The organism is Micromonospora sp. WMMD558, from assembly GCF_049315255.1.
Classification (GTDB): Bacteria; Actinomycetota; Actinomycetes; order Mycobacteriales; family Micromonosporaceae; genus Micromonospora.
Window position 1 is genome coordinate 3,235,475 of the sequence record NZ_CP186061.1, and the last position, 18,489, is coordinate 3,253,963.

General features: G+C 72.4%; 20 protein-coding genes. 11 read left to right on the top strand and 9 right to left on the bottom strand.

Annotated features, from left to right (window positions below; all coding sequences use genetic code 11):
- The first annotated feature begins 30 nt into the window (after window positions 1-30).
- Both ACN26Y_RS15780 and ACN26Y_RS15785 read left to right on the top strand, forming a co-directional pair.
- A complete protein-coding gene (locus tag ACN26Y_RS15780; protein WP_422732951.1) occupies window positions 31-837 on the top strand; it encodes an AzlC family ABC transporter permease in 807 nt (268 codons plus the stop codon).
- Complete coding sequence (locus ACN26Y_RS15785) at window positions 831-1,139, top strand: AzlD domain-containing protein (protein ID WP_155330996.1); 309 nt, start codon at window positions 831-833, stop codon at window positions 1,137-1,139. The genes ACN26Y_RS15780 and ACN26Y_RS15785 overlap by 7 nt, the downstream gene beginning before the upstream one ends.
- 92 nt (window positions 1,140-1,231) lie before the next feature.
- On the opposite strand, the gene ACN26Y_RS15790 is transcribed toward ACN26Y_RS15785, so the two are convergent.
- The 3 genes from ACN26Y_RS15790 to nadA all read right to left on the bottom strand — a co-directional run bounded on the left by ACN26Y_RS15790 (window position 1,232) and on the right by nadA (window position 4,685).
- Window positions 1,232-1,828 (bottom strand): DUF3043 domain-containing protein, encoded by a 597-nt coding sequence (locus tag ACN26Y_RS15790; protein WP_155330997.1) that lies wholly within the window; start codon window positions 1,826-1,828, stop codon window positions 1,232-1,234.
- 90 nt (window positions 1,829-1,918) lie between these two features.
- Complete coding sequence (murA, locus tag ACN26Y_RS15795) at window positions 1,919-3,274, bottom strand: UDP-N-acetylglucosamine 1-carboxyvinyltransferase (RefSeq protein ID WP_155330998.1); 1,356 nt, start codon at window positions 3,272-3,274, stop codon at window positions 1,919-1,921.
- Between the two features lie 211 nt (window positions 3,275-3,485).
- The gene (gene nadA / locus ACN26Y_RS15800; RefSeq protein ID WP_155330999.1) at window positions 3,486-4,685 is read right to left on the bottom strand and encodes a quinolinate synthase NadA; all 1,200 of its coding nucleotides are present in this window, start codon (window positions 4,683-4,685) and stop codon (window positions 3,486-3,488) included.
- Window positions 4,686-4,753: 68 nt separating this feature from the next.
- Here nadA and ACN26Y_RS15805 point away from each other — a divergent pair, with 68 nt between their 5' ends.
- The 3 genes from ACN26Y_RS15805 to ACN26Y_RS15815 all read left to right on the top strand — a co-directional run bounded on the left by ACN26Y_RS15805 (window position 4,754) and on the right by ACN26Y_RS15815 (window position 7,562).
- Complete coding sequence (locus ACN26Y_RS15805; RefSeq protein ID WP_422732952.1) at window positions 4,754-5,890, top strand: glycerate kinase; 1,137 nt, start codon at window positions 4,754-4,756, stop codon at window positions 5,888-5,890.
- A 162-nt stretch (window positions 5,891-6,052) separates the two neighbouring features.
- On the top strand, window positions 6,053-6,421 hold the full coding sequence (erpA, locus tag ACN26Y_RS15810) for an iron-sulfur cluster insertion protein ErpA (protein WP_155331001.1): 369 nt from the start codon (window positions 6,053-6,055) through the stop codon (window positions 6,419-6,421).
- 163 nt (window positions 6,422-6,584) lie between these two features.
- The gene (locus ACN26Y_RS15815) at window positions 6,585-7,562 is read left to right on the top strand and encodes a carbohydrate kinase family protein (RefSeq protein ID WP_422732953.1); all 978 of its coding nucleotides are present in this window, start codon (window positions 6,585-6,587) and stop codon (window positions 7,560-7,562) included.
- 82 nt (window positions 7,563-7,644) lie between these two features.
- Here the strand turns inward: ACN26Y_RS15815 and ACN26Y_RS15820 are convergent, their stop codons facing one another.
- Both ACN26Y_RS15820 and ACN26Y_RS15825 read right to left on the bottom strand, forming a co-directional pair.
- Window positions 7,645-7,878, bottom strand: coding sequence for a sulfurtransferase TusA family protein (locus ACN26Y_RS15820; RefSeq protein WP_155331003.1), 234 nt, complete (start codon window positions 7,876-7,878; stop codon window positions 7,645-7,647).
- Window positions 7,875-9,026: a cysteine desulfurase family protein gene (locus ACN26Y_RS15825; RefSeq protein ID WP_155331004.1), complete on the bottom strand. Its 1,152-nt coding sequence runs from the start codon at window positions 9,024-9,026 to the stop codon at window positions 7,875-7,877. Before ACN26Y_RS15825 ends, ACN26Y_RS15820 begins: the two co-directional genes overlap by 4 nt.
- A 255-nt stretch (window positions 9,027-9,281) precedes the next feature.
- Here ACN26Y_RS15825 and coxB point away from each other — a divergent pair, with 255 nt between their 5' ends.
- Together coxB and ACN26Y_RS15835 are read left to right on the top strand one after the other, a co-directional pair.
- Complete coding sequence (gene coxB, locus ACN26Y_RS15830; protein ID WP_155331005.1) at window positions 9,282-10,253, top strand: cytochrome c oxidase subunit II; 972 nt, start codon at window positions 9,282-9,284, stop codon at window positions 10,251-10,253.
- Window positions 10,254-10,263: 10 nt separating this feature from the next.
- On the top strand, window positions 10,264-10,689 hold the full coding sequence (locus ACN26Y_RS15835) for a cytochrome c oxidase subunit 4 (protein WP_155331006.1): 426 nt from the start codon (window positions 10,264-10,266) through the stop codon (window positions 10,687-10,689).
- Window positions 10,690-11,033: 344 nt separating this feature from the next.
- Here the strand turns inward: ACN26Y_RS15835 and ACN26Y_RS15840 are convergent, their stop codons facing one another.
- From ACN26Y_RS15840 to ACN26Y_RS15855, 4 genes are all read right to left on the bottom strand, one after another.
- On the bottom strand, window positions 11,034-11,240 hold the full coding sequence (locus ACN26Y_RS15840) for a hypothetical protein (protein ID WP_155331007.1): 207 nt from the start codon (window positions 11,238-11,240) through the stop codon (window positions 11,034-11,036).
- Between the two features lie 247 nt (window positions 11,241-11,487).
- Window positions 11,488-12,534 carry an anthranilate phosphoribosyltransferase gene (gene trpD, locus ACN26Y_RS15845; RefSeq protein ID WP_155331008.1) on the bottom strand — a complete coding sequence of 349 codons (1,047 nt, stop codon included), beginning with the start codon at window positions 12,532-12,534 and terminating at the stop codon, window positions 11,488-11,490.
- Window positions 12,535-12,616: 82 nt separating this feature from the next.
- Window positions 12,617-13,012: a hypothetical protein gene (locus ACN26Y_RS15850; RefSeq protein ID WP_155331009.1), complete on the bottom strand. Its 396-nt coding sequence runs from the start codon at window positions 13,010-13,012 to the stop codon at window positions 12,617-12,619.
- Between the two features lie 94 nt (window positions 13,013-13,106).
- Entirely contained in the window at window positions 13,107-14,051 is a 945-nt protein-coding gene (locus tag ACN26Y_RS15855; protein ID WP_155331010.1) for a cytochrome c oxidase assembly protein, read from the bottom strand.
- A 108-nt stretch (window positions 14,052-14,159) separates the two neighbouring features.
- Here ACN26Y_RS15855 and ACN26Y_RS15860 point away from each other — a divergent pair, with 108 nt between their 5' ends.
- From ACN26Y_RS15860 to ACN26Y_RS15875, 4 genes are all read left to right on the top strand, one after another.
- Window positions 14,160-14,759 (top strand): cytochrome c oxidase subunit 3, encoded by a 600-nt coding sequence (locus ACN26Y_RS15860; RefSeq protein WP_155331011.1) that lies wholly within the window; start codon window positions 14,160-14,162, stop codon window positions 14,757-14,759.
- A gap of 73 nt (window positions 14,760-14,832) precedes the next feature.
- Window positions 14,833-15,666 carry a cytochrome c gene (locus ACN26Y_RS15865; RefSeq protein ID WP_155331012.1) on the top strand — a complete coding sequence of 278 codons (834 nt, stop codon included), beginning with the start codon at window positions 14,833-14,835 and terminating at the stop codon, window positions 15,664-15,666.
- A 67-nt stretch (window positions 15,667-15,733) separates the two neighbouring features.
- Window positions 15,734-16,828 (top strand): ubiquinol-cytochrome c reductase iron-sulfur subunit, encoded by a 1,095-nt coding sequence (locus ACN26Y_RS15870; protein ID WP_155331013.1) that lies wholly within the window; start codon window positions 15,734-15,736, stop codon window positions 16,826-16,828.
- Window positions 16,825-18,447 carry a cytochrome b gene (locus tag ACN26Y_RS15875; RefSeq protein ID WP_155331014.1) on the top strand — a complete coding sequence of 541 codons (1,623 nt, stop codon included), beginning with the start codon at window positions 16,825-16,827 and terminating at the stop codon, window positions 18,445-18,447. The genes ACN26Y_RS15870 and ACN26Y_RS15875 overlap by 4 nt, the downstream gene beginning before the upstream one ends.
- Window positions 18,448-18,489 lie beyond the last annotated feature (42 nt).

The following is an 18,489-nucleotide window of genomic DNA, read 5'->3' on the forward strand; positions in this document are numbered from 1 at the left end:
CACCAAGAGTCGAGTTCATCATTTTGAACCATGCGTACGGTACAGCGAACACCCGACCCGGTCCTCCGCGACGTCGCCGCGATCGGGGCGGCGATGGTCGCGGTGGGCGCGTCCTTCGGGGCGGTCGCGGTGGCCGCGGGCCTGCCCGCCTGGGCGACCGTCGCCATGTCCGTGCTGGTGTACGCCGGCGGCGCGCAGTTCATGGCCGTCGGGCTGGTGGCCGCCGGCAGCCCGCCCGCCGCCGTCCTCGCCGGGCTCCTGCTCAACGCCCGGCACCTGCCGTTCGGGCTGACCCTCGCCGACAGTGTGGGGCGGTCGCTCTGGCGCCGGCTGCTGGGCAGCCACCTGATGACCGACGAGGCCACCGCCTTCGCGCTGGCCCGTCCGCCCGGTGCCGACCGGCGGCGGGCCTTCTGGCTGGCCGGCGTCCTGCTCTTCCTCGCCTGGAACGTCGGCACCGTGCTGGGCGTGCTGGCCGGCGGGGTGGCCGGCGATCCCGCCGCGCTCGGCCTGGACGCGGCGTTCCCGGCCGGCCTGATCGCCCTCCTGCTGCCGACGCTGCGGGACCGGGACACCCGGCGGGCGGCGCTGGCCGGTGCCGTGCTCGCGGTGCTCGCCACCCCGCTGCTGCCGGCCGGGTTGCCCGTGCTGCTGGCGCTGGCCGGTCCGGCGATCCTCGCCGTCCGGAGCGCCCGGCGCGCCGCCTCGACCGGTCAGGCCGCGCCACCACCGGCCGCCCACACCGCACAGCCGGCCGGGCAGGACGGCGGCGTCGGAGAAGCGGTCGGAACGGCGGCCGGCGTGCCGGCCCGGTGGGAGGGGGAGCGGTCGTGCTGATGGCGGTGATCCTGGCGCTGGCCGCCGGGACGTACGGGTTCCGGGTGGCCGGCGTGCTGCTGCGCGACCGGCTCGACCTGCCGGAGTGGTCCCGGCAGGTGCTGCCGATCGGCGCGGCGGCCCTGCTGGCCGCCCTGGCGGCCACCGCCGCGCTCACCGAGGCCGGCCGGTTCGCCGGTTGGGCCCGCCCGGCGGGCGTGCTGGTGGGCGTGTTGCTGGCCTGGCGTCGGGCGCCGTTCGTGCTGGTGGTGCTCGGGGCGGCCGGTACCACCGCGCTGCTGCGGCTGCTCGGCGTGGAGTGATCCGCCACCCGCCCCGGAACGACGACGGCCCCTTCCCGCAGCGCGGGAAGGGGCCGGACCGTCTCAGCGGCCGAGTTTCCGACCGCCGCTGGTCAGATCGGGTCGCCGATGTTGACGCGCGGCTCGGGGGCCCGCATCCGGCGGAACGTGATCGACCGCATGATCGCGTAGAGGTAGAGCGACCCCATCCGCTGCCCGGTGTTCGGGAAGCGCTCGCGGACCAGCTTCCTGATCTTTCGCGAGATCAGGATCGAGTCGACGATCACACCGAACGCCAGCGCGCCCCAGAGGATGTTGGAGACCAGCTGGACCACCGGGGGCATCGCCTGGTTCGAGCCGATCAGCACGATCAGCGCGCCGCCGAAGAACCAGGTGCCCACCGTACGCCGGGAGTCGACCACGTTGCGGGCGAGCAGCCGCTCCGGCCCGCGGTCGCGGGGGCCGCCCTCGCGCCGGAACTCCGCCGCCGCGTCGGCGCGCAACTGGCGCCGCCGCTCCCGCTGCTCCTCCTTGGTCAGCGGCTTCGCCGCCGTGGCCGGACGGCGGCCGGCCGCCGGACGCTTCGGCGTCTCGCGTCCCTTGGCGGGGGTGTAGCCGCGGGGACGGGCGGAGGTGGTCTCCTCCTCAGGGGTCACCGAGGTGGTGGCCTCCTCGACGAGGTTGGCGGACTTGCGGCGAAACAGCGACACGCGGCAAGGGTAGCCAAACGCCGGCGCCCGGTGCACATCGCGGTGCACCGGGCGCGAACGGCAGTGGCCGAGGTTACGGCCGGTCGACCGTCACGGCCGCTCGACGTGCGCGCCGAGGTCGGCGAGCTTCGCCTCGAAGTCCTCGTAGCCGCGGTTGATCAGGTCGACGCCGTACACCCGGGAGGTGCCCTCGGCGGCGAGCGCGGCGATCAGGTGGCTGAAGCCGGCCCGCAGGTCCGGGATGACCAGGTCGGCGGCGTGCAGCTTGCTCGGCCCGGCGATGACCGCCGAGTGCTTGAAGTTGCGCCGGCCGAAGCGGCACGGCGTGCCGCCGAGGCAGTCCCGGTAGACCTGGATGTTGGCGCCCATCGAGTTGAGCGCCTCGGTGTAGCCGAGCCGCTGCTCGTAGACCGTCTCGTGGACGATCGACAGGCCCCGCGCCTGGGTCAGCGCCACGACGAGCGGCTGCTGCCAGTCGGTCATGAAGCCGGGGTGCACGTCGGTCTCCAGCGCCACCGACTTCAGCTCGCCACCGGGGTGCCAGAACCGGATGCCGCCCTCCTGGCCCGGGTCGCCCAGCTTCGGCGGCCGGGCGTCGGTCACCTCGTACTCGCCGCCGACCGAGCGGAAGATGTTGAGGAAGGTCATCATGTCGGCCTGCTGCGCGCCGAGCACCTCGACGTGCCCGCGGGTCGCGAGGGCGGCCGCCGCCCAGCTCGCCGCCTCGATCCGGTCCGGGATGGGCCGGTGGGTGTAGCCGTGCAGCTTCGGCACGCCCTGGATCTCGATCACCCGGTCGGTGTGCACCTTGATGATCGCGCCCATCTTCTGCAGGACGCAGATCAGGTCGATGATCTCCGGCTCGACCGCCGCGTTGCGCAGCTCGGTCACGCCCTCGGCCATCACGGCGGTGAGCAGCACCTGCTCGGTGGCGCCGACGCTCGGGTACGGCAGGGCGAACTTGGTGCCGTGCAGGCCGTTCGGCGCCGACAGGTGCAGGCCCTCCGGCCGCTTGTCGACGGTGGCCCCGAACTCCCGCAGCGCCTGGAGGTGGAAGTCGATCGGGCGGGGACCGATGTGGCAGCCGCCCAGGTCCGGGATGAACGCGTGCCCGAGGCGGTGCAGCAGCGGCCCGCAGAACAGGATCGGGATCCGGCTGGAGCCGGCGTGCACGTTGATCTGGTCGGTGCTGGCGCTCTCCACGTTCGCGGGGTCGAAGACCAGCTCGCCGTCCTCGTTGCCGTCGCTGACCTTGACCCCGTGCAGGCCGAGCAGCCCGCGGACGACCTCGACGTCACGGATCTTCGGCACGTCGTACAGCCGGCTCGGGCTGTCGCCCAGCAGGGCGGCGACCATCGCCTTCGAGACCAGGTTCTTCGCGCCGCGCACGCGGATCCGCCCTTCCAGCGGAGTGCCTCCGTGTACGACCAGGACGTCGTCGGTCAACGCAACCTCCAGCGCGTCGGGTGGTGCCGTGTCGATGATGGGGCGGGATGTCCAGCTACCCGGAACGGCGCTGGCCGTAACCGGGGACCCCGTGCGTCGTCGCCCCGGCAGCATAGCCCTCCGTGACGAGAATGGACCCGGTCACTTCGCCCTCGCGGGTACTTATGGGTGATCCGGCACTATCCCGTACCAATGGCGCTACCGAGAGTGATCAGCTGGCGCTCGACGGCGGGGTGTCGGCCCCGGGGAGCGCGAGCATCTGGTCCAGCGCCACCCGCGCGTGGTGCGCGGTGTCCGCGTCCACCGTGATCTGGTTGACCACCCGGCCGGCGACCAGCTCCTCCAGCGCCCACACCAGGTGCGGCAGGTCGATGCGGTTCATCGTCGAGCAGTAGCAGACCGCCTTGTCGAGGAACATGATCTGCTTGTCCGGGTTGGCCAGCGCCAGCCGGCGGACCAGGTTCAGCTCGGTGCCGACCGCCCACGCCGAACCGGCCGGCGCGGCCTCGATCGTCTTGATGATGTACTCGGTCGACCCGACGAAGTCGGCGGCGTTGACCACCTCGTGCCGGCACTCCGGGTGCACCAGCACGTTCACGCCCGGCACCCGCTCCCGCACGTCGTTGACGCTGTCGAGGGTGAACCGGCCGTGCACCGAGCAGTGGCCCCGCCACAGGATCATCTTCGCGTCGCGCAGCTGCTCCGGGGTGAGCCCGCCGTTCGGCTTGTGCGGGTCGTACAGGACGCAGTCGTCCAGCGAGAAGCCCATCTCCAGCACCGCCGTGTTCCGGCCCAGGTGCTGGTCGGGCAGGAAGAGCACCTTCTCACCCTGCTGGTACGCCCACTCCAGGGCGCGCTTCGCGTTCGACGAGGTGCAGACCACGCCGCCGTTGCGCCCGACGAAGCCCTTGATGTCCGCCGAGGAGTTCATGTACGTCACCGGGACGGTGTGCCCGGCGATGCCGAGGTCGGTCAGCACGTCCCAGGCGGTCTCGACCTGCGACAGCACCGCCATGTCGGCCATCGAGCAGCCGGCCGCCAGATCGGGCAGGACCACCTTCTGCGCGTCCGAGGTGAGGATGTCGGCGCTCTCGGCCATGAAGTGCACGCCGCAGAAGACGATGTACTCCGCCTCCGGCCGCGCCGCGGCCTCCCGGGCCAGCTTGAACGAGTCACCGGTCACGTCGGCGAACTGGATCACCTCGTCGCGCTGGTAGTGGTGGCCCAGCACGAACACCTTGCTGCCCAGCTTCGCCTTCGCCGCCGCCGCGCGGGCCACCAGATCCGGGTCGCTCGGCGCCGGCAGGTCACCCGGGCACTCGACGCCGCGCTCGGTGGCGGGGTCGCTGCCGCGACCGAGCAGGAGCAGTGCGGTGGCCGTGTTGGAAGGTTCTACCCAGGTCGACGTCACGTACCCCATGGTCCCACAGCGCGGACGCGCCGCCGGCTCCGCCGGTGTGGGCTGCCACACTGCTCGGCATGCGCGTGCTGCTCTGTCCCGACAAGTTCGCCGGCACGCTGTCGGCCCCGGACGTGGCCGCGGCCGTCGCCGACGGCTGGCACGAGGTGGCCGGCGGCGACGAACTGCTCGTGCGGCCCCTCGCCGACGGCGGCCCCGGCTTCCTGGACGTGCTCGCCGACGCGCTGGACGCCCGCCGGGTGCCGGTGCCGACCGTCGACCCGCTCGGCCGGCCGGCGGCCGGTGAGATCCTGGTCACCGCCGACGGCACCGCCTACGTGGAGAGCGCCCAGGCGTGCGGCCTGCACCTGCTCACCCCGGCCGAGCGCGACCCGAAGGCCACCACCTCGTACGGGCTGGGGCTGCTGGTCGCCGCCGCCGTCGAACACGGCGCCCGGCAGGTGGTGATCGGGCTCGGCGGCTCCGCCACGAACGACGCCGGGGCCGGCATGCTCACCGCGCTGGGCGTGACACCGCTGGACGACGCCGGCCGTGCCCTGCCGTACGGGGGAGCGGCGCTGGCCGCCGTCGCGGCCCTGGACGGCGTACCCCGGCTGCGTGACGCCCGCCTGGTGGCCGCAACGGACGTCGACAACCCGCTGCTGGGGCTGCACGGCGCGAGCAACGTCTTCGGCCCGCAGAAGGGCGCCGACAAAGCGAACGTGCTGCTGCTCGACGCCGCGCTGGAGCGCTTCGCCGCCGTCCTGGAGCGGGACCTGCCGGGCTGCCCCGCCGGGCTGGGCGCCCTGCCCGGCGGCGGGGCGGCCGGCGGGCTGGGCGCGGCCGTCCTGGCGCTCGGCGGCCGGTGCGAGTCCGGCATCGGCCTGGTCACCGGGGCGGTCGGGCTGGACACCGCGCTCGACACCGTCGACCTGGTGATCACCGGCGAGGGGTCGTTCGACCACCAGTCGCTGCGCGGCAAGGTGGTCGCCGGGGTGGCCGGCGCCGCCCGGGACCGGGGGGTGCCCTGCGTGGTGCTGGCGGGACGGGTGAGCACCGGCCGCCGTGAGGCCGCCGCCGCCGGCGTCACCGAGGCGTACAGCCTGGTGGAGCACTTCGGCGGGGAGGAGCGCGGCGGGGTCGAGGCGGCGATGGGCCGCCCGGCCGAGGGCCTGCGGGCACTGGGCGCCCGGCTGGCCCGGCAGTGGAGCCGCTGACGGCGGGCTGCGCGGGACCGGACGGCCGATGCGGGCCGCGTCACCTGGGTGACCTCCCGCCCGGCGGCCTACAATCGGAAATTGGACCACTGTGGGAATCGCTGACCGACGGGTGACGTTGGCCAGGACGACCACACCGTACGCGTGCAGGGAGAATTCCACGTGACCACGCCAGCGCAGACCGAGTCGACCGAGGCCAAGGCCCCCACGACCGTCATCCTCACCGACGTCGCGGCGCAGAAGGTCAAGGCTCTGATCGAGCAGGAGGGCCGTGACGACCTGCGGCTCCGCGTCGCGGTGCAGCCGGGCGGCTGCTCCGGCCTGCGGTACCAGCTCTTCTTCGACGAGCGGTCGCTCGACGGCGACGTCGTCACCGGCTTCGACGGCGTCGAGGTCGTCGTCGACCGGATGAGCGCCCCCTACCTGGCCGGCGCCACGATCGACTTCGCCGACCGGATCGACGCCCAGGGCTTCACGATCGACAACCCGAACGCGGGCAACTCCTGCGCCTGCGGCGACTCGTTCAGCTGAGCCTTCCCGACGGCGGGGCCGTCCCTCGACGACGAGGGGACGGCCCCGCCGTCGTGTGTCCGCACGGTGTGCGGGAGGTGGCCGCGGTCCGACCGACCGGTCTCCGTCCGGTGGCCGGACCGGTAGGCTGACCGCGCCCTGCTCCCGACCCCCGAGGGTTGACATGAAGATCGCCGTGACGGGCTCGATCGCGACCGACCACCTGATGAGCTTCCCCGGCCGGTTCGCCGACCAGTTCATCGCCGACCAGCTGCACAAGGTGTCGCTCTCCTTCCTGGTGGACGACCTGGTGCTGCGCCGCGGCGGGGTGGCCGCCAACATCGCCTTCGGCATGGGGCAGCTCGGCCTGCGCCCGGCGCTGGTGGGCGCGGTCGGCGCGGACTTCGCCGACTACCGCTCCTGGCTGGAGCGGCACGGCGTCGACTGCGACTCGGTGCACGTGAGCGAGGTCGCCCACACCGCCCGCTTCGTCTGCACCACCGACACCGAGATGTGCCAGATCGCGTCCTTCTACGCGGGTGCGATGAGCGAGGCGCGCAACATCGAGTTGGAGCCGGTGGCCCGCCGCATCGACGGCCTCGACCTGGTGCTGGTCGGCGCCAACGACCCGGAGGCGATGCTGCGGCACTCCGCCGAGTGCCGGGAGCGGGGGTACGCCTTCGCGGCCGACCCCTCCCAGCAGCTCGCCCGGATGCCCGGCGAGGACATCGTCGCGCTGATCGACGGCGCGGACTACCTGATGACCAACGACTACGAGAAGTCGCTGCTGCAGAGCAAGGCCGGCCTCAGCGACGAACAGCTGCTCGACATGGTGAAGGTCCGGGTCACCACGCTGGGCAAGCACGGCGTGGAGATCGCCGGCCGCGGCATCGACCCGATCCACGTGCCGATCGCCCGGGAGATCCGCGCGGTCGACCCCACCGGCGTCGGCGACGGCTTCCGGGCCGGCTTCTTCGCCGCGCTCTCCTGGGGCCTCGGGCTGGAGCGGGCCGCCCAGGTCGGGTCGCTGCTCGCCACGCTGGTGCTGGAGACCGTCGGCACGCAGGAGTACCAGGTCCGCCGTGACCTGTTCGTCAAGCGCCTCGCCGAGTCGTACGGCGACGAGGCCGCCGAGGACGTACGGCCGCACCTCCTGCCGTGACACCCCCGCTCGTCGCGTGCGCCGGGCTGCCCGGGGTGGGCTAGCTGGACCATCCTGGCGGCCCGGCCGGAGGCGGGGCGGGTCAGTGGCGGCGGCGGACGTCGTACGCCGGGCCGTCCGGGCCGTCGAGCCGGCCCACGAACTCCTGGCCGCGCATGCGGCACCAGGCCGGGATGTCCACCGCGGCCGCCGGGTCGTCCGCCAGTACCCGGACCACCGTGCCGACCGGTAGGTCGGGCAGGCGCCGGGCCACGGCGATCACCGGCAGCGGGCAGCGCTGCCCCCGGCAGTCGAGCACCTCCTCCGGCAGCGTCACAGCCCCACCACCCCCGCCTCGGCGCGCAGCCCCGCCACGATCCCCGGCAGCTCGGCGAGGAAACGCTCCACGTCTGCCTCGGTGGTCTCCCGGTGCAGCGAGACCCGTACGTTGCCGTGCGACAGCACACCCATCGCCTCCAGCACGTGCGACGGGCGCAACGTCGACGACGTGCAGGAGGAGCCGGAGGAGACGGCGAAGCCGCGCCGGTCCAGCGCGTGCAGCAACGCCTCGCCGTCGACGTACAGGCAGGAGAACGTCACCAGGTGGGGGAGCCGGTGATCCGGATCACCCACCACCTCGACGTCCGGCACCTCCGCCGCCACCCGCGCCCGGATCCGGTCCACCAGGGGCGCGAGCCGGGCCGCCTCCGCCGCCGCGTCGGCCGCCGCCGCGCGCAGGCTCGCCGCCGCCGCCACGACCGCCGGCAGGTTCAACACCCCGGGCGTACGCCCCGACTCGCGCTCGTCGGCGGGCCACGGCGACTCCCAGCGGGTGCCCTTGCGGACGGCCAGCACCCCGACGCCGGGCGGCCCGCCCCACTTGTGGGCGCTCGCGGTCAGCACCGACCAACCCTCCGGAACGGGAGCGCGGCCCACCACCTGGGCGGCGTCGACGTAGAGCGGGACCTCGGCCGCCGCGCAGGCGTCGGCCGCCACACCGACCGGCTGCACCGTGCCGACCTCGTGACTGGCGGCGATCAGCGCGGCGAGCGCCACGCCGGGCTCACGGACCGCCGTCGACCAGGCGTCGACGTCCACCCGGCCCAGCCGGTCCACCGGCACGGGTGTCGCCGTACCGCCGCCGGCCACGTGCTTCTCGGCGGCGTGCAGCACCGCCGAGTGCTCGATCGCGGAGTGCACCAGGGTGGCGCCGACCCGGCGCCGCCCGGTGAGACCGCCGAGCACGGCGGAGTGCGCGGCCGCCGTGCCGCTGGGGGTGAAGGACAACTCGTCGGGTCGGACACCGAGCGTGGCCGCGGTCGCCTCACGGGCGGCGTCGAGGAGCTGGCGGGCCCGACGGGCCTGCGTGTACAGGCGTCCCGGGTCGGCCCAGCCGTCGTCGAGCGCGGCCAGCAGTGCCTGCCGGGCCACCGGGTGCAGCGGCGCGGCGGTCGCCGCGTCCAGGTAGACCGGGGAAGCGCTCACGGCGCCACCCACGTTCCCGACTGCGGGGCTCGCGACCCCGGCTCACTCCTCGCGCTCACGGAAGCTCACGCTATCGCGCCGTCCGGCCCGTGATCTCCCCGATGGGGGCGGAGAGCGACCCCAACACGGTCCAGCCCGTCATGGTCGAGTAATCTGCGACCGTCGGTGACGCCTTTGCCGCCGGTGCTGTCGCTCCGCCCGGCGGAGACCGGCAGACAAGACACACACCGCGGCGCGCTAGGGAGGCAGGACCAGGTGGTCGCAAGGAGTTCGGAGGTACGGCCGTCGGCCGTACGACGCAGCGCTTCCCCGGGAGCCGGTGGGCGCCGGGCGCGGGGTGCCGGTCGGCTCGCCGGGCTCGGTCTCGGCGGAGCGGCGCTGCTGGTCCTGCTCACGGGCTGCGACGTCGGCGCCGCGTTCGACGGCTTCGGCTGGCCGCAGGGCGGCATCACGCCCGAGGCGCACCGGATGTACGACCTGTGGATCGCGTCGTGCATCGCGGCGCTCGCGGTCGGCGTGTTCGTGTGGGGCCTCATCTTCTGGTGCGTGGTGCGCTACCGGAAGCGGGGCAACGAGCTGCCGGCGCAGACCCGCTACAACATGCCGATGGAGTTCCTCTACACCATCGCGCCGATCCTGATCGTCTCCGTGCTCTTCTACTACACGGCGATCGTCCAGACGAACGTGGTGCGGACGACGGCGAACCCGGACGTCACCGTCGAGGTCGTCGCCTTCAAGTGGAACTGGCAGTTCAACTACCGCGACGGGCAGGGCCCGGAGGCCAACACCGTGGCCTCGGTCCTCGGCACCAGTGAGGTCATCCCGATCCTCGTGCTGCCGACCGACCGGTCCATCCGCTTCGAGGAGACCAGCCGCGACGTCATCCACTCCTTCTGGGTGCCGGAGATGCTGTTCAAGCGGGACGTCTTCCCGGGCGAGATCCGCAACGTCTTCGAGGTCTCCAAGTTCGAGGAGGAGGGCGCGTACGTGGGCCGCTGCGCCGAGCTGTGCGGCAGCTACCACGCCTTCATGAACTTCGAGCTGCGCGTCGTCTCCCCGGAGCAGTACGACCAGTTCCTCGCCGCCAAGCAGGCTGGCCGGTCGACGCAGGAGGCGCTGACCGCCATCGGCGAGAAGCCGTACGCGGAGACCACCCGGCCGTTCGAGACCCGGCGTACGCAGGCGAACTTCAACCCGGACAACGCGTCCGCCGGCGCGGGCAACTGAGGGGGCAGGCATGAAGACCGAGTGGAAGATCTTCCTGGTCATCGCCGGGTTCCTGCTCTTCGCCACGTTCCTCTACGGCGGCTGGACCGCCGCGGACGCCGGTCGGGTCGAGTGGGTCGGCACCGTCGGCCTGCTGCTGAGCTTCCTGCTCTGCGCGATGTGCGGTGGCTTCTTCTGGTTCGTGTCCCGCCGGATCGACCTGCGTCCGGAGGACCGGCCGGACGCGGAGATCGCCGAGGGCGCGGGCGAGGTCGGCTTCTTCAGCCCGGGCAGCTACTGGCCGTTCGGCCTGGCGCTGTCCGCGTCGATCGCCGGTCTGGGCCTGGTGTTCTGGCAGTTCTGGCTGCTGGGCGTCGGTCTGGTGGCGGTCGTCTTCGCCGCCTGCGGCCTGCTCTTCGAGTACTACAGCGGCACCCGGCGCACCGCCGAGCACTGAGCCGCCACCCGTAACGCACGCGAAGGCCCGCTTCCCCGGAGGGAAGCGGGCCTTCGCGCATGCGGCTCGCGCCACGCCGTCCCTGCACCGGCGTGAGGTGGGTCGATCGAATCGTTCGTGTGCGGCGCCGCGCCGGTCCCGCACCCGCCGGGGTGCCCGGCCTGTCGCTGTGCCCCGTGCTCTGTGCGTCGCGCCTCAAGCAGATCGCGGAAGAACTCGACGCCTCCAGGGGCACCAACCGGCCGAGGACTGTCGCCGGTGGCGCCGTCGCGAGCCGTGGGCGGCCTGCGTCTGTGGCGGGCGGGGGAGGTGGTGGGCGGCGGGGCGGCGTCGGCTTGCGCGGGTCAGGCGGCGCGGCGGTGGACGCCGGGCTGCCGTCGGCGGGTCGCCAGGCGGGGCGCGGGGAAGGCGAACGTGGCGATGAGCACGGCCGCCCCGCAGCCGGTGCAGATCAGCTCGGGACAGTCGCTGCCGTGACCGTCGACGCAGGGCGGGACCTCGAACGGCTGCACGCCCTCACACGCGTCGCACTGCATCTCGCGGGTCGACACGGGCGGCTCCTCTCGCTGCGGCTCCGTCGACGGGCGACGGGCGGAGAACTACTCGCCTGTAGTTTTCCACGCACCCCCGACATTCCTCCGTGCGCCACCCACCCGGGCTCATGACCGACTCGATGCCGCCGCCATCGCGGGGTCCTGGCCGGCGGAAAGGCGCGATGTCGGCGGCATGGAGCGGGTCTTGCCCGCCGAGCGGCCCGGGGTGGGGCAGCGCCGGCCGGGTGGGGCAGCGGGGTGGCGGTCAGCGGGACCGGGCGACCTCGATCCAGCGGTCCAGGACGCGGGCGGCGGCGCCCGAGTCGATCGACTCGGCGGCACGGGCCAGGCCGGCGCGCAGCGCCTCGGTCAGGTCCCCGTCGAGCGGGCCCTGCGTGGCCAGCGCGGCCGCCGCGTTGACCAGCACCGCGTCGCGTACCGGGCCGGTCTCCCCGGCGAGCAGGCGGCGCACCACGCCGGCGTTGTACGCGGCGTCGCCGCCACGCAGGTCGGCCAGCGTGGCCCGGGGCACGCCCAGGTCGGCGGCGTCCAGCAGCGACTCCCGGACCGTGCCGCCCTGGGCCGCCCAGACCCGGGTGGGCGCGGCGGTGGTGAACTCGTCCAGCCCGTCCTCGCCCCGCATGAGGAGCACCGAGTCGCCACGGGCCGCGAAGACGTCCGCCATCACCGGGGCCATCCGGGCGTCGAAGCAGCCGACCGCGGCGGCCCGGGGCCGCGCCGGGTTGGTGAGCGGGCCGAGGAAGTTGAAGGCGGTCGGGACGCCCAGCTCGCGCCGGACCGGGCCGGCGTGCCGCATGCCCGGGTGGAACCGCGCGGCGAAGCAGAAGCCGATGCCGGCCTCGGCGACGCAGGCGGCCACGCCCTCCGGGCCGAGGTCGAGTGGCAGCCCCAGGTACTCCAGGACGTCGGCCGTGCCGCAGGACGAGGAGGCGGCCCGGTTGCCGTGCTTGACCACGCGGACGCCGGCGCCGGCGACCACCAGCGAGGCCATGGTGGAGATGTTCACGGTGTGCGCGAGGTCACCGCCGGTGCCCACCACGTCGAGGGCGCTGGCCCGCAGCTCGTCGGGGAGCTGGACCAGGACCGCGTGCCCCAGCATCGCCTCGACCAGGCCGGCCACCTCGGCGGCCGTCTCGCCCTTGGCGCGCAGCGCCACCGCGAAGCCGGCGATCTGGGCCGGGGCGGCGGACCCGGACATGATCTCGCCCATCGCCCAGGCGGTGTCGGCGGTGGAGAGTTCCTCACCGCGAAGCAGCGCGGAGAGCAGGTGCGGCCAGGTCCGTTCGCCCATGGTGGGCCTCCCGAGCGGTCCAGGTGGATGGGGAACCGGCGCCGGCGGGTCCGGCGCCGAGGTGGTGCCGGAGTGGGGGACGTCAGGCGGGGGCGTGCGTCCGCAGCAGCTCGGCCACCGTGGTGCCGGTGGTCACCGGGTCGAGCGGGTGCACCAGGGTGGCGTCGACCTCGGCGTACGCCGCGAGCCATCGGTCGGCGGCGCGGGCGATCACCACGCAGGTCGGGGGAGCGTCGTCCCGGTCGTCCTTGATCTGGCGGGCGATGCCGATGCCGCCGCCGGGCGTCGCCTCACCGTCGAGCAGCATCAGGTCGATCTCGTAGTCGTCGACGAGGCGGACGCACTCGGCGTAGGTCGACGCCTCGACGAACTCGATCTGGAGGCCGGGTGCGGGCCGGGTGCCGACGGCGAGCCGCATCCGGTCGCGGACCTGCGGGTCGTCGCTGTAGAGCAGGACGGTGCACTGACGATCGCTCATGGTTGACGTGCTCCCACCTCGTAGCTGCCCGCCGATCGTACCGGTCGGTGTGAGATACCCGACGCCCCGCCCGGGGCGTACGCGTCGGCGCGGCTCAGGCCGCGGTCTCCGCGGCGCGCTGGCGGGCCTCCTGGCGGTCCAGCTCGCGGTCGATCCGGCGGGCCTCACGTTCCGCGTGGCGCATCCACTGCACGACCAGCACCGCCAGCATGGTGACGCTGACGAACTCGCCACCGGCCCAGAGGATGCCCCCGGCGACCACCTGGTCCTCCCACGGGTCCGACCAGGTCAGGCCGAGCGACGGGTACCAGTCGCCGCCGAAGAGCGTGGTCGACTGCATGATCGTGAGCCCGAGCACGGTGTGGAACGGCACGGACAGCAGCATCAGCAGGGCGCGGCCCGGGTACGGCCAGCGGCCCGGCAGCGGGTCCAGGCCGAGCAGCGGCCAGAAGAACACGCAGCCGGTCAGGATGAAGTGCGCGTGCACCAGCTCGTGCGCCCAGGCGTGTTCGAGCGTGTACCGGTACAGGTCCGTGAAGTAGAGCGCGAACGGGTTCACCACGAAGATCGCGAAGGCGACCAGCGGGTAGCTGTAGACGCGGGCGATCCGGCTGTGCACGATCGTCAGGAGCCGCTTGCGCGGGCGGATCGGCAGCGTCCGCAGGGCCAGCGTCATCGGTGCGCCGAGCGCGAGGAAGATCGGCGCGATCATGGACAGGACCATGTGCTGGACCATGTGCACCGACAGCAGGGCGGTGTCGTACGCGTGCAGCCCGCTGACCGTCACCGCCGCGATGCCGCCGAGGCCCGGGCCGAGGAAGAAGACCGTGCGGGCGACCGGCCAGCGGTCGCCGCGGACCCGCAGCCGGTGCACGCCGTAGAGGTAGAGTCCGGCGGCGAGCACCAGGCCGACGGCGAGCCAGCTGTCCAGCCGCGTCTCGGTGAACACCGAGGTGACGGTGAACGGCGGCGGGGTGGCCGCGGTCACCGCCGGTGCGGCGACCGAGGTCGCGGTGGAGATCGGATCGACGTGCAGCACGCTTTTCAGCCTAGGTCAGGCGAACCGGACCACCCCGATCGGGCTGCCTGGACCACCGGTTTGGCACCCCGCTGATCGCGGGCGCCGGTCAACGGCAATAATGACCGCGTGACTGCGGCCCCAGCCATTGACAAGAGCCGGATCCACTCCCTGACCCGACCCAACATGGTCAGCGTCGGGACGATCGTGTGGCTCTCCAGCGAACTCATGTTCTTCGCGGCGCTGTTCGCGATGTACTTCTCCATCCGCGCGGCGGCGCCGGAGCAGTGGGCGGAGCACACCCCGCACCTGAACATCCCGTACGCGACGACGTTCACGGTGATCCTGGTGCTCTCGTCGGTGACCTGCCAGCTCGGCGTGTTCGCCGCCGAGAAGGGCGACGTGCACGCGCTGCGGCGCTGGTTCACGGTCACCTTCGTGATGGGCCTGATCTTCGTGCTCGGCCAGGTCAACGAGTACCGCGAGCTGGTGCACGAGGGCATCAAGATCAACTCAGACGGTTACGGGTCGATGTTCTACCTGACCACCGGCTTCCACGGTCTGCACGTGACCGGCGGTCTGGTCGCCTTCATCATCTTCATGATCCGCACCACCATGGGCCGGTTCACGCCGGCACAGGCCACCGCGGCGATCGTCGTGTCGTACTACTGGCACTTCGTCGACGTCGTGTGGATCGGGCTCTACGCCATGATCTACTGGCTCCAGTGATCTTGGCGCGTCACGAACCGCGCCGCTGCTCCGTCCCCCTCAGGCAAGGTCCAACCGGTTAAGGACACAGGTCATGACTTCTGACAACGACCGCCGACGCGGTCTGCTCGCGCGCCTGCGCGGGCGGCCCGCAGCGCGCAGCAGGGGCCGCCGCCGGCTGGGTGCCGCGGTCCGGCTGCTGGCCGCGCTGATGCTGGCCGGCGGTGCCTACACCGTCTTCGCTCCCGGCGTGCAGGCGCAGGACACGCCGTTGTCCGGCGCCGCCGCGGAGGGCAAGGCGCTGTTCGACGTGAGCTGTGTGACCTGTCACGGTCGCAACGCGCAGGGTGTCGAGGGCCGGGGCCCGAGCCTGATCGGCGTCGGCGCCGCCTCGGTCGAGTTCCAGGTCAGCACGGGCCGGATGCCGATGGCCCGGCAGGAGGCCCAGGCGCAGCGCAAGCCGGAGGTCTTCACCGACGAGGAGACCCGCCAGCTCGCCCAGTACATCCAGGAACTCGGCGGCGGCCCGGTGGTGCCGGCGGGTGACAACCTCCACGAGGACGCGAACATCGCCGCCGGTGGCGAACTGTTCCGGATCAACTGCTCGCAGTGCCACGCCTTCGGTGGCGGCGGCGGCGCCCTCTCCTCGGGCAAGTACGCGCCGAGCCTGAACCCGGCCACCGACCGCCAGATCTACGCGGCCATGCTGAGCGGCCCGCAGAACATGCCGGTCTTCGGTGACAACCAGATCACGCCGGAGCAGAAGGCGGACATCATCGCCTACATCCAGGAGACCCTGAAGCACGACCAGGACCCGGGCGGCTTCAACCTCGGCCGCTACGGCCCGTCGACCGAGGGCCTGGCGATCTTCCTGGTGGGCATCGTCGCGCTGGTCTTCGCCAGCCTGTGGATTGCGGGCAAGTCGTGACCGGCCGACCCGTGGATAAGATTGCGTTGGTGTCGCTCGCCGGCACCGTCCGTAGCGAGGTGACGGCATGACCACCACCCAGACCGGGCATCCGCGGATCCCGGCCAGCCGGGAGCCGCTCGACGTGACCGAACCCCGGCTCAGCCGGTTCGAGATCGTGCAGGAGGGCGCCCGGCGGGACGACATCGAGATCGTCCACTACGAGCCGCAGGTCGTCCCGGGCAGCAAGGCCGAGCGCCGGCTGGTCCGCACGGTCGCGTCGTTCTTCCTGCTGACCGGCCTCGCCGCGACGGCCTTCCTGGCCATCTACATCTGGTGGCCGTGGGAGTACGCTCCGGGCCGCGGCGGCGACAAGTGGTACACCCCGCTGCTCGGCGTCACCCTGGGCATCGCCCTGCTCGGCATCGGCTTCGGCATCCTCACCTGGGGCAAGAAGCTGCTGCCCAAGGAGGTGTCGATCCAGGACCGGCACGAGGGCGCCGGCTCCGAGGAAGACCGCATCATCACCGGCCAGACGATGCTCTACATGGCCGACGAGCTGGGCGTGAAGCGCCGGCCGCTGCTCGGCCTCTCGCTGCTGGCCGGTCTCGCGCCGGTCGGCGCGGTGGCCGCGGCGCCGCTGGTGGGTGGCCTGATCTCCGACCCGCACAAGAACAACCAGATGTTCACCACCGGCTTCGCGCCGGCGGAGGGTGGCGGGAAGATCCGGCTGGTCCGCGAGGACGGCCGTCCGGTCCGCCCGGCCGACATCAGCAGCGGCGGCCAGCTCACCGTGTTCCCCGGCATCGACCACGGCATCAGCAACAAGCACGCCGACTCGCCGGCGCTGCTGATCCACCTGCGTGACTCCGACGCGCAGGAGGCCCGCCGCGCCAACGAGCGGATCGGCCACGGCGACTACATGTGGGGCAACTACGCCGCGTACTCGAAGATCTGCACGCACGCCGGCTGCCCCGCCAGCCTGTACGAGCAGCAGACCAACCGGCTGCTCTGCCCGTGCCACCAGTCGCAGTTCCTCATCACCGACAACGCGAAGCCCATCTTCGGCCCGGCCAGCCGGCGGCTGCCCCAGCTGCCGATCGAGGTCGACGCCGAGGGCTACTTCGTGGCGAAGTCCGACTACACCGAGACCGTCGGGCCCGACTTCTGGGAGCGGCCGTGAAGCGGCGAAAGTTTGACATGGCAGCCGTCCCGGGCAACGCCGCCCGGGGGGTGGACGACCGCTTCCAGGTGGCCACCCCGCTGCGCCGGCTGCTGAACAAGGTCTTCCCGGACCACTGGTCCTTCCTGCTGGGCGAGATCGCGCTGTTCTCGTTCATCGTCCTGCTGCTGACCGGTGTCTTCCTCACCTTCTTCTTCGAGCCGGCGATGACCGAGGTGGTCTACAACGGCAGCTACGCCCCGCTGCGGGGCACGCCGATGTCGGCCGCGTACGCCTCCAGCCTGGACATCTCGTTCGACGTCCGGGGTGGCCTGATCATGCGGCAGATGCACCACTGGTCGGCCCTGCTGTTCATGGCCGCGATCGTGGTGCACATGCTGCGCGTCTTCTTCACCGGCGCGTTCCGCAAGCCCCGCGAGACGAACTGGATCATCGGTTCGCTGCTGTTCTGGGTGGGCTTCCTCGCCGGCTTCACCGGCTACTCGCTGCCGGACGACGGCCTCTCCGGCACCGGCCTGCGGATCGCCTCCGCGATCATGCTGTCGATCCCGGTGATCGGCTCGTGGCTCACCTCGTCGATCTTCGGCGGTGAGTTCCCCGGCACGATCATCATCAGCCGGTTCTACATCGCGCACGTGCTGCTCATCCCGGGTCTGCTGGTCGCGCTGATCAGCGTCCACCTGGGCCTGGTCTTCAAGCAGAAGCACACCCAGTGGCCCGGTCCCGGCCGGACCAACGGCAACGTGGTCGGCGAGCGGATGTTCCCGCGGTACGCGATCAAGCAGGGCGGCTTCTTCATGGTCGTCTTCGGCGTGATCGCGCTGATGGGCGGTCTGTTCCAGATCAACCCGATCTGGCTGTTCGGCCCGTACGAGGCGTGGGTGGTCTCGGCCGCCAGCCAGCCGGACTGGTACGTCATGTTCCTCGACGGCTCCACCCGACTCATGCCCGCCTGGGAGATCACCATCCCGATCGGCGACGGGTACGTGATCCCGCCGCTGTTCTGGCCGACGGTCGTCCTACCCGGCATCCTGGTGGGCCTGTCGACGCTCTACCCGTTCCTGGAGGCCCGGCACCTCAAGGACCGTAAGAGCCACAACCTGCTGCAGCGGCCCCGGGACGTCCCGGCCCGCACCGCGGTGGGTGCCATGGCGGTCGCGTTCTACGTGGTGCTGACCCTCTCCGGGGCGAACGACGTCATCGCCGACAAGTTCCAGATCAGCCTGAACGCGATGACCTGGGCCGGCCGGATCGGTCTGCTCGTCCTGCCGCCGATCGCGTACTACGTGACCTACCGGGTCTGCCTGGGTCTCCAGCAGCACGACCGGGAGGTTCTCGCCCACGGTGTCGAGACCGGCATCATCCGGCGGCTGCCGGACGGCCGGTTCGTCGAGGTCCACCAGCCGCTGAGCGCGGCCGACCACGACGGGCACGGCGCGCTGGAGTACGCCGGTTGGGTCGTCCCGAAGAAGATGAACCGGCTCGGTGCCCTCGGGCCGGCGATCCGGGGCTTCTTCTACCCGATCGAGAAGCCGGCCGAGGCGCCGGTCTCGCCGGGGCACCCGCCGGTCGAGCCCCGCGCCGAGCGGGAGGAGATCGGCAGCGGCGAACGCCGCTGACCCACCTCGTACCATCTCGTGGCGCCCGCCGGATTCGTCCGG

Coding starts and splice junctions, on each gene's coding strand:
- ACN26Y_RS15780 (WP_422732951.1), top strand. CDS start 31: ATGCGTACGGTACAGCGAACACCCGACCCGGTCCTCCGCGACGTCGCC.
- ACN26Y_RS15870 (WP_155331013.1), top strand. CDS start 15,734: ATGACCACCACCCAGACCGGGCATCCGCGGATCCCGGCCAGCCGGGAG.
- ACN26Y_RS15815 (WP_422732953.1), top strand. CDS start 6,585: ATGAAGATCGCCGTGACGGGCTCGATCGCGACCGACCACCTGATGAGC.
- ACN26Y_RS15850 (WP_155331009.1), bottom strand. CDS start 13,012: ATGAGCGATCGTCAGTGCACCGTCCTGCTCTACAGCGACGACCCGCAG.
- ACN26Y_RS15835 (WP_155331006.1), top strand. CDS start 10,264: ATGAAGACCGAGTGGAAGATCTTCCTGGTCATCGCCGGGTTCCTGCTC.
- ACN26Y_RS15865 (WP_155331012.1), top strand. CDS start 14,833: ATGACTTCTGACAACGACCGCCGACGCGGTCTGCTCGCGCGCCTGCGC.
- ACN26Y_RS15805 (WP_422732952.1), top strand. CDS start 4,754: ATGCGCGTGCTGCTCTGTCCCGACAAGTTCGCCGGCACGCTGTCGGCC.
- trpD (WP_155331008.1), bottom strand. CDS start 12,534: ATGGGCGAACGGACCTGGCCGCACCTGCTCTCCGCGCTGCTTCGCGGT.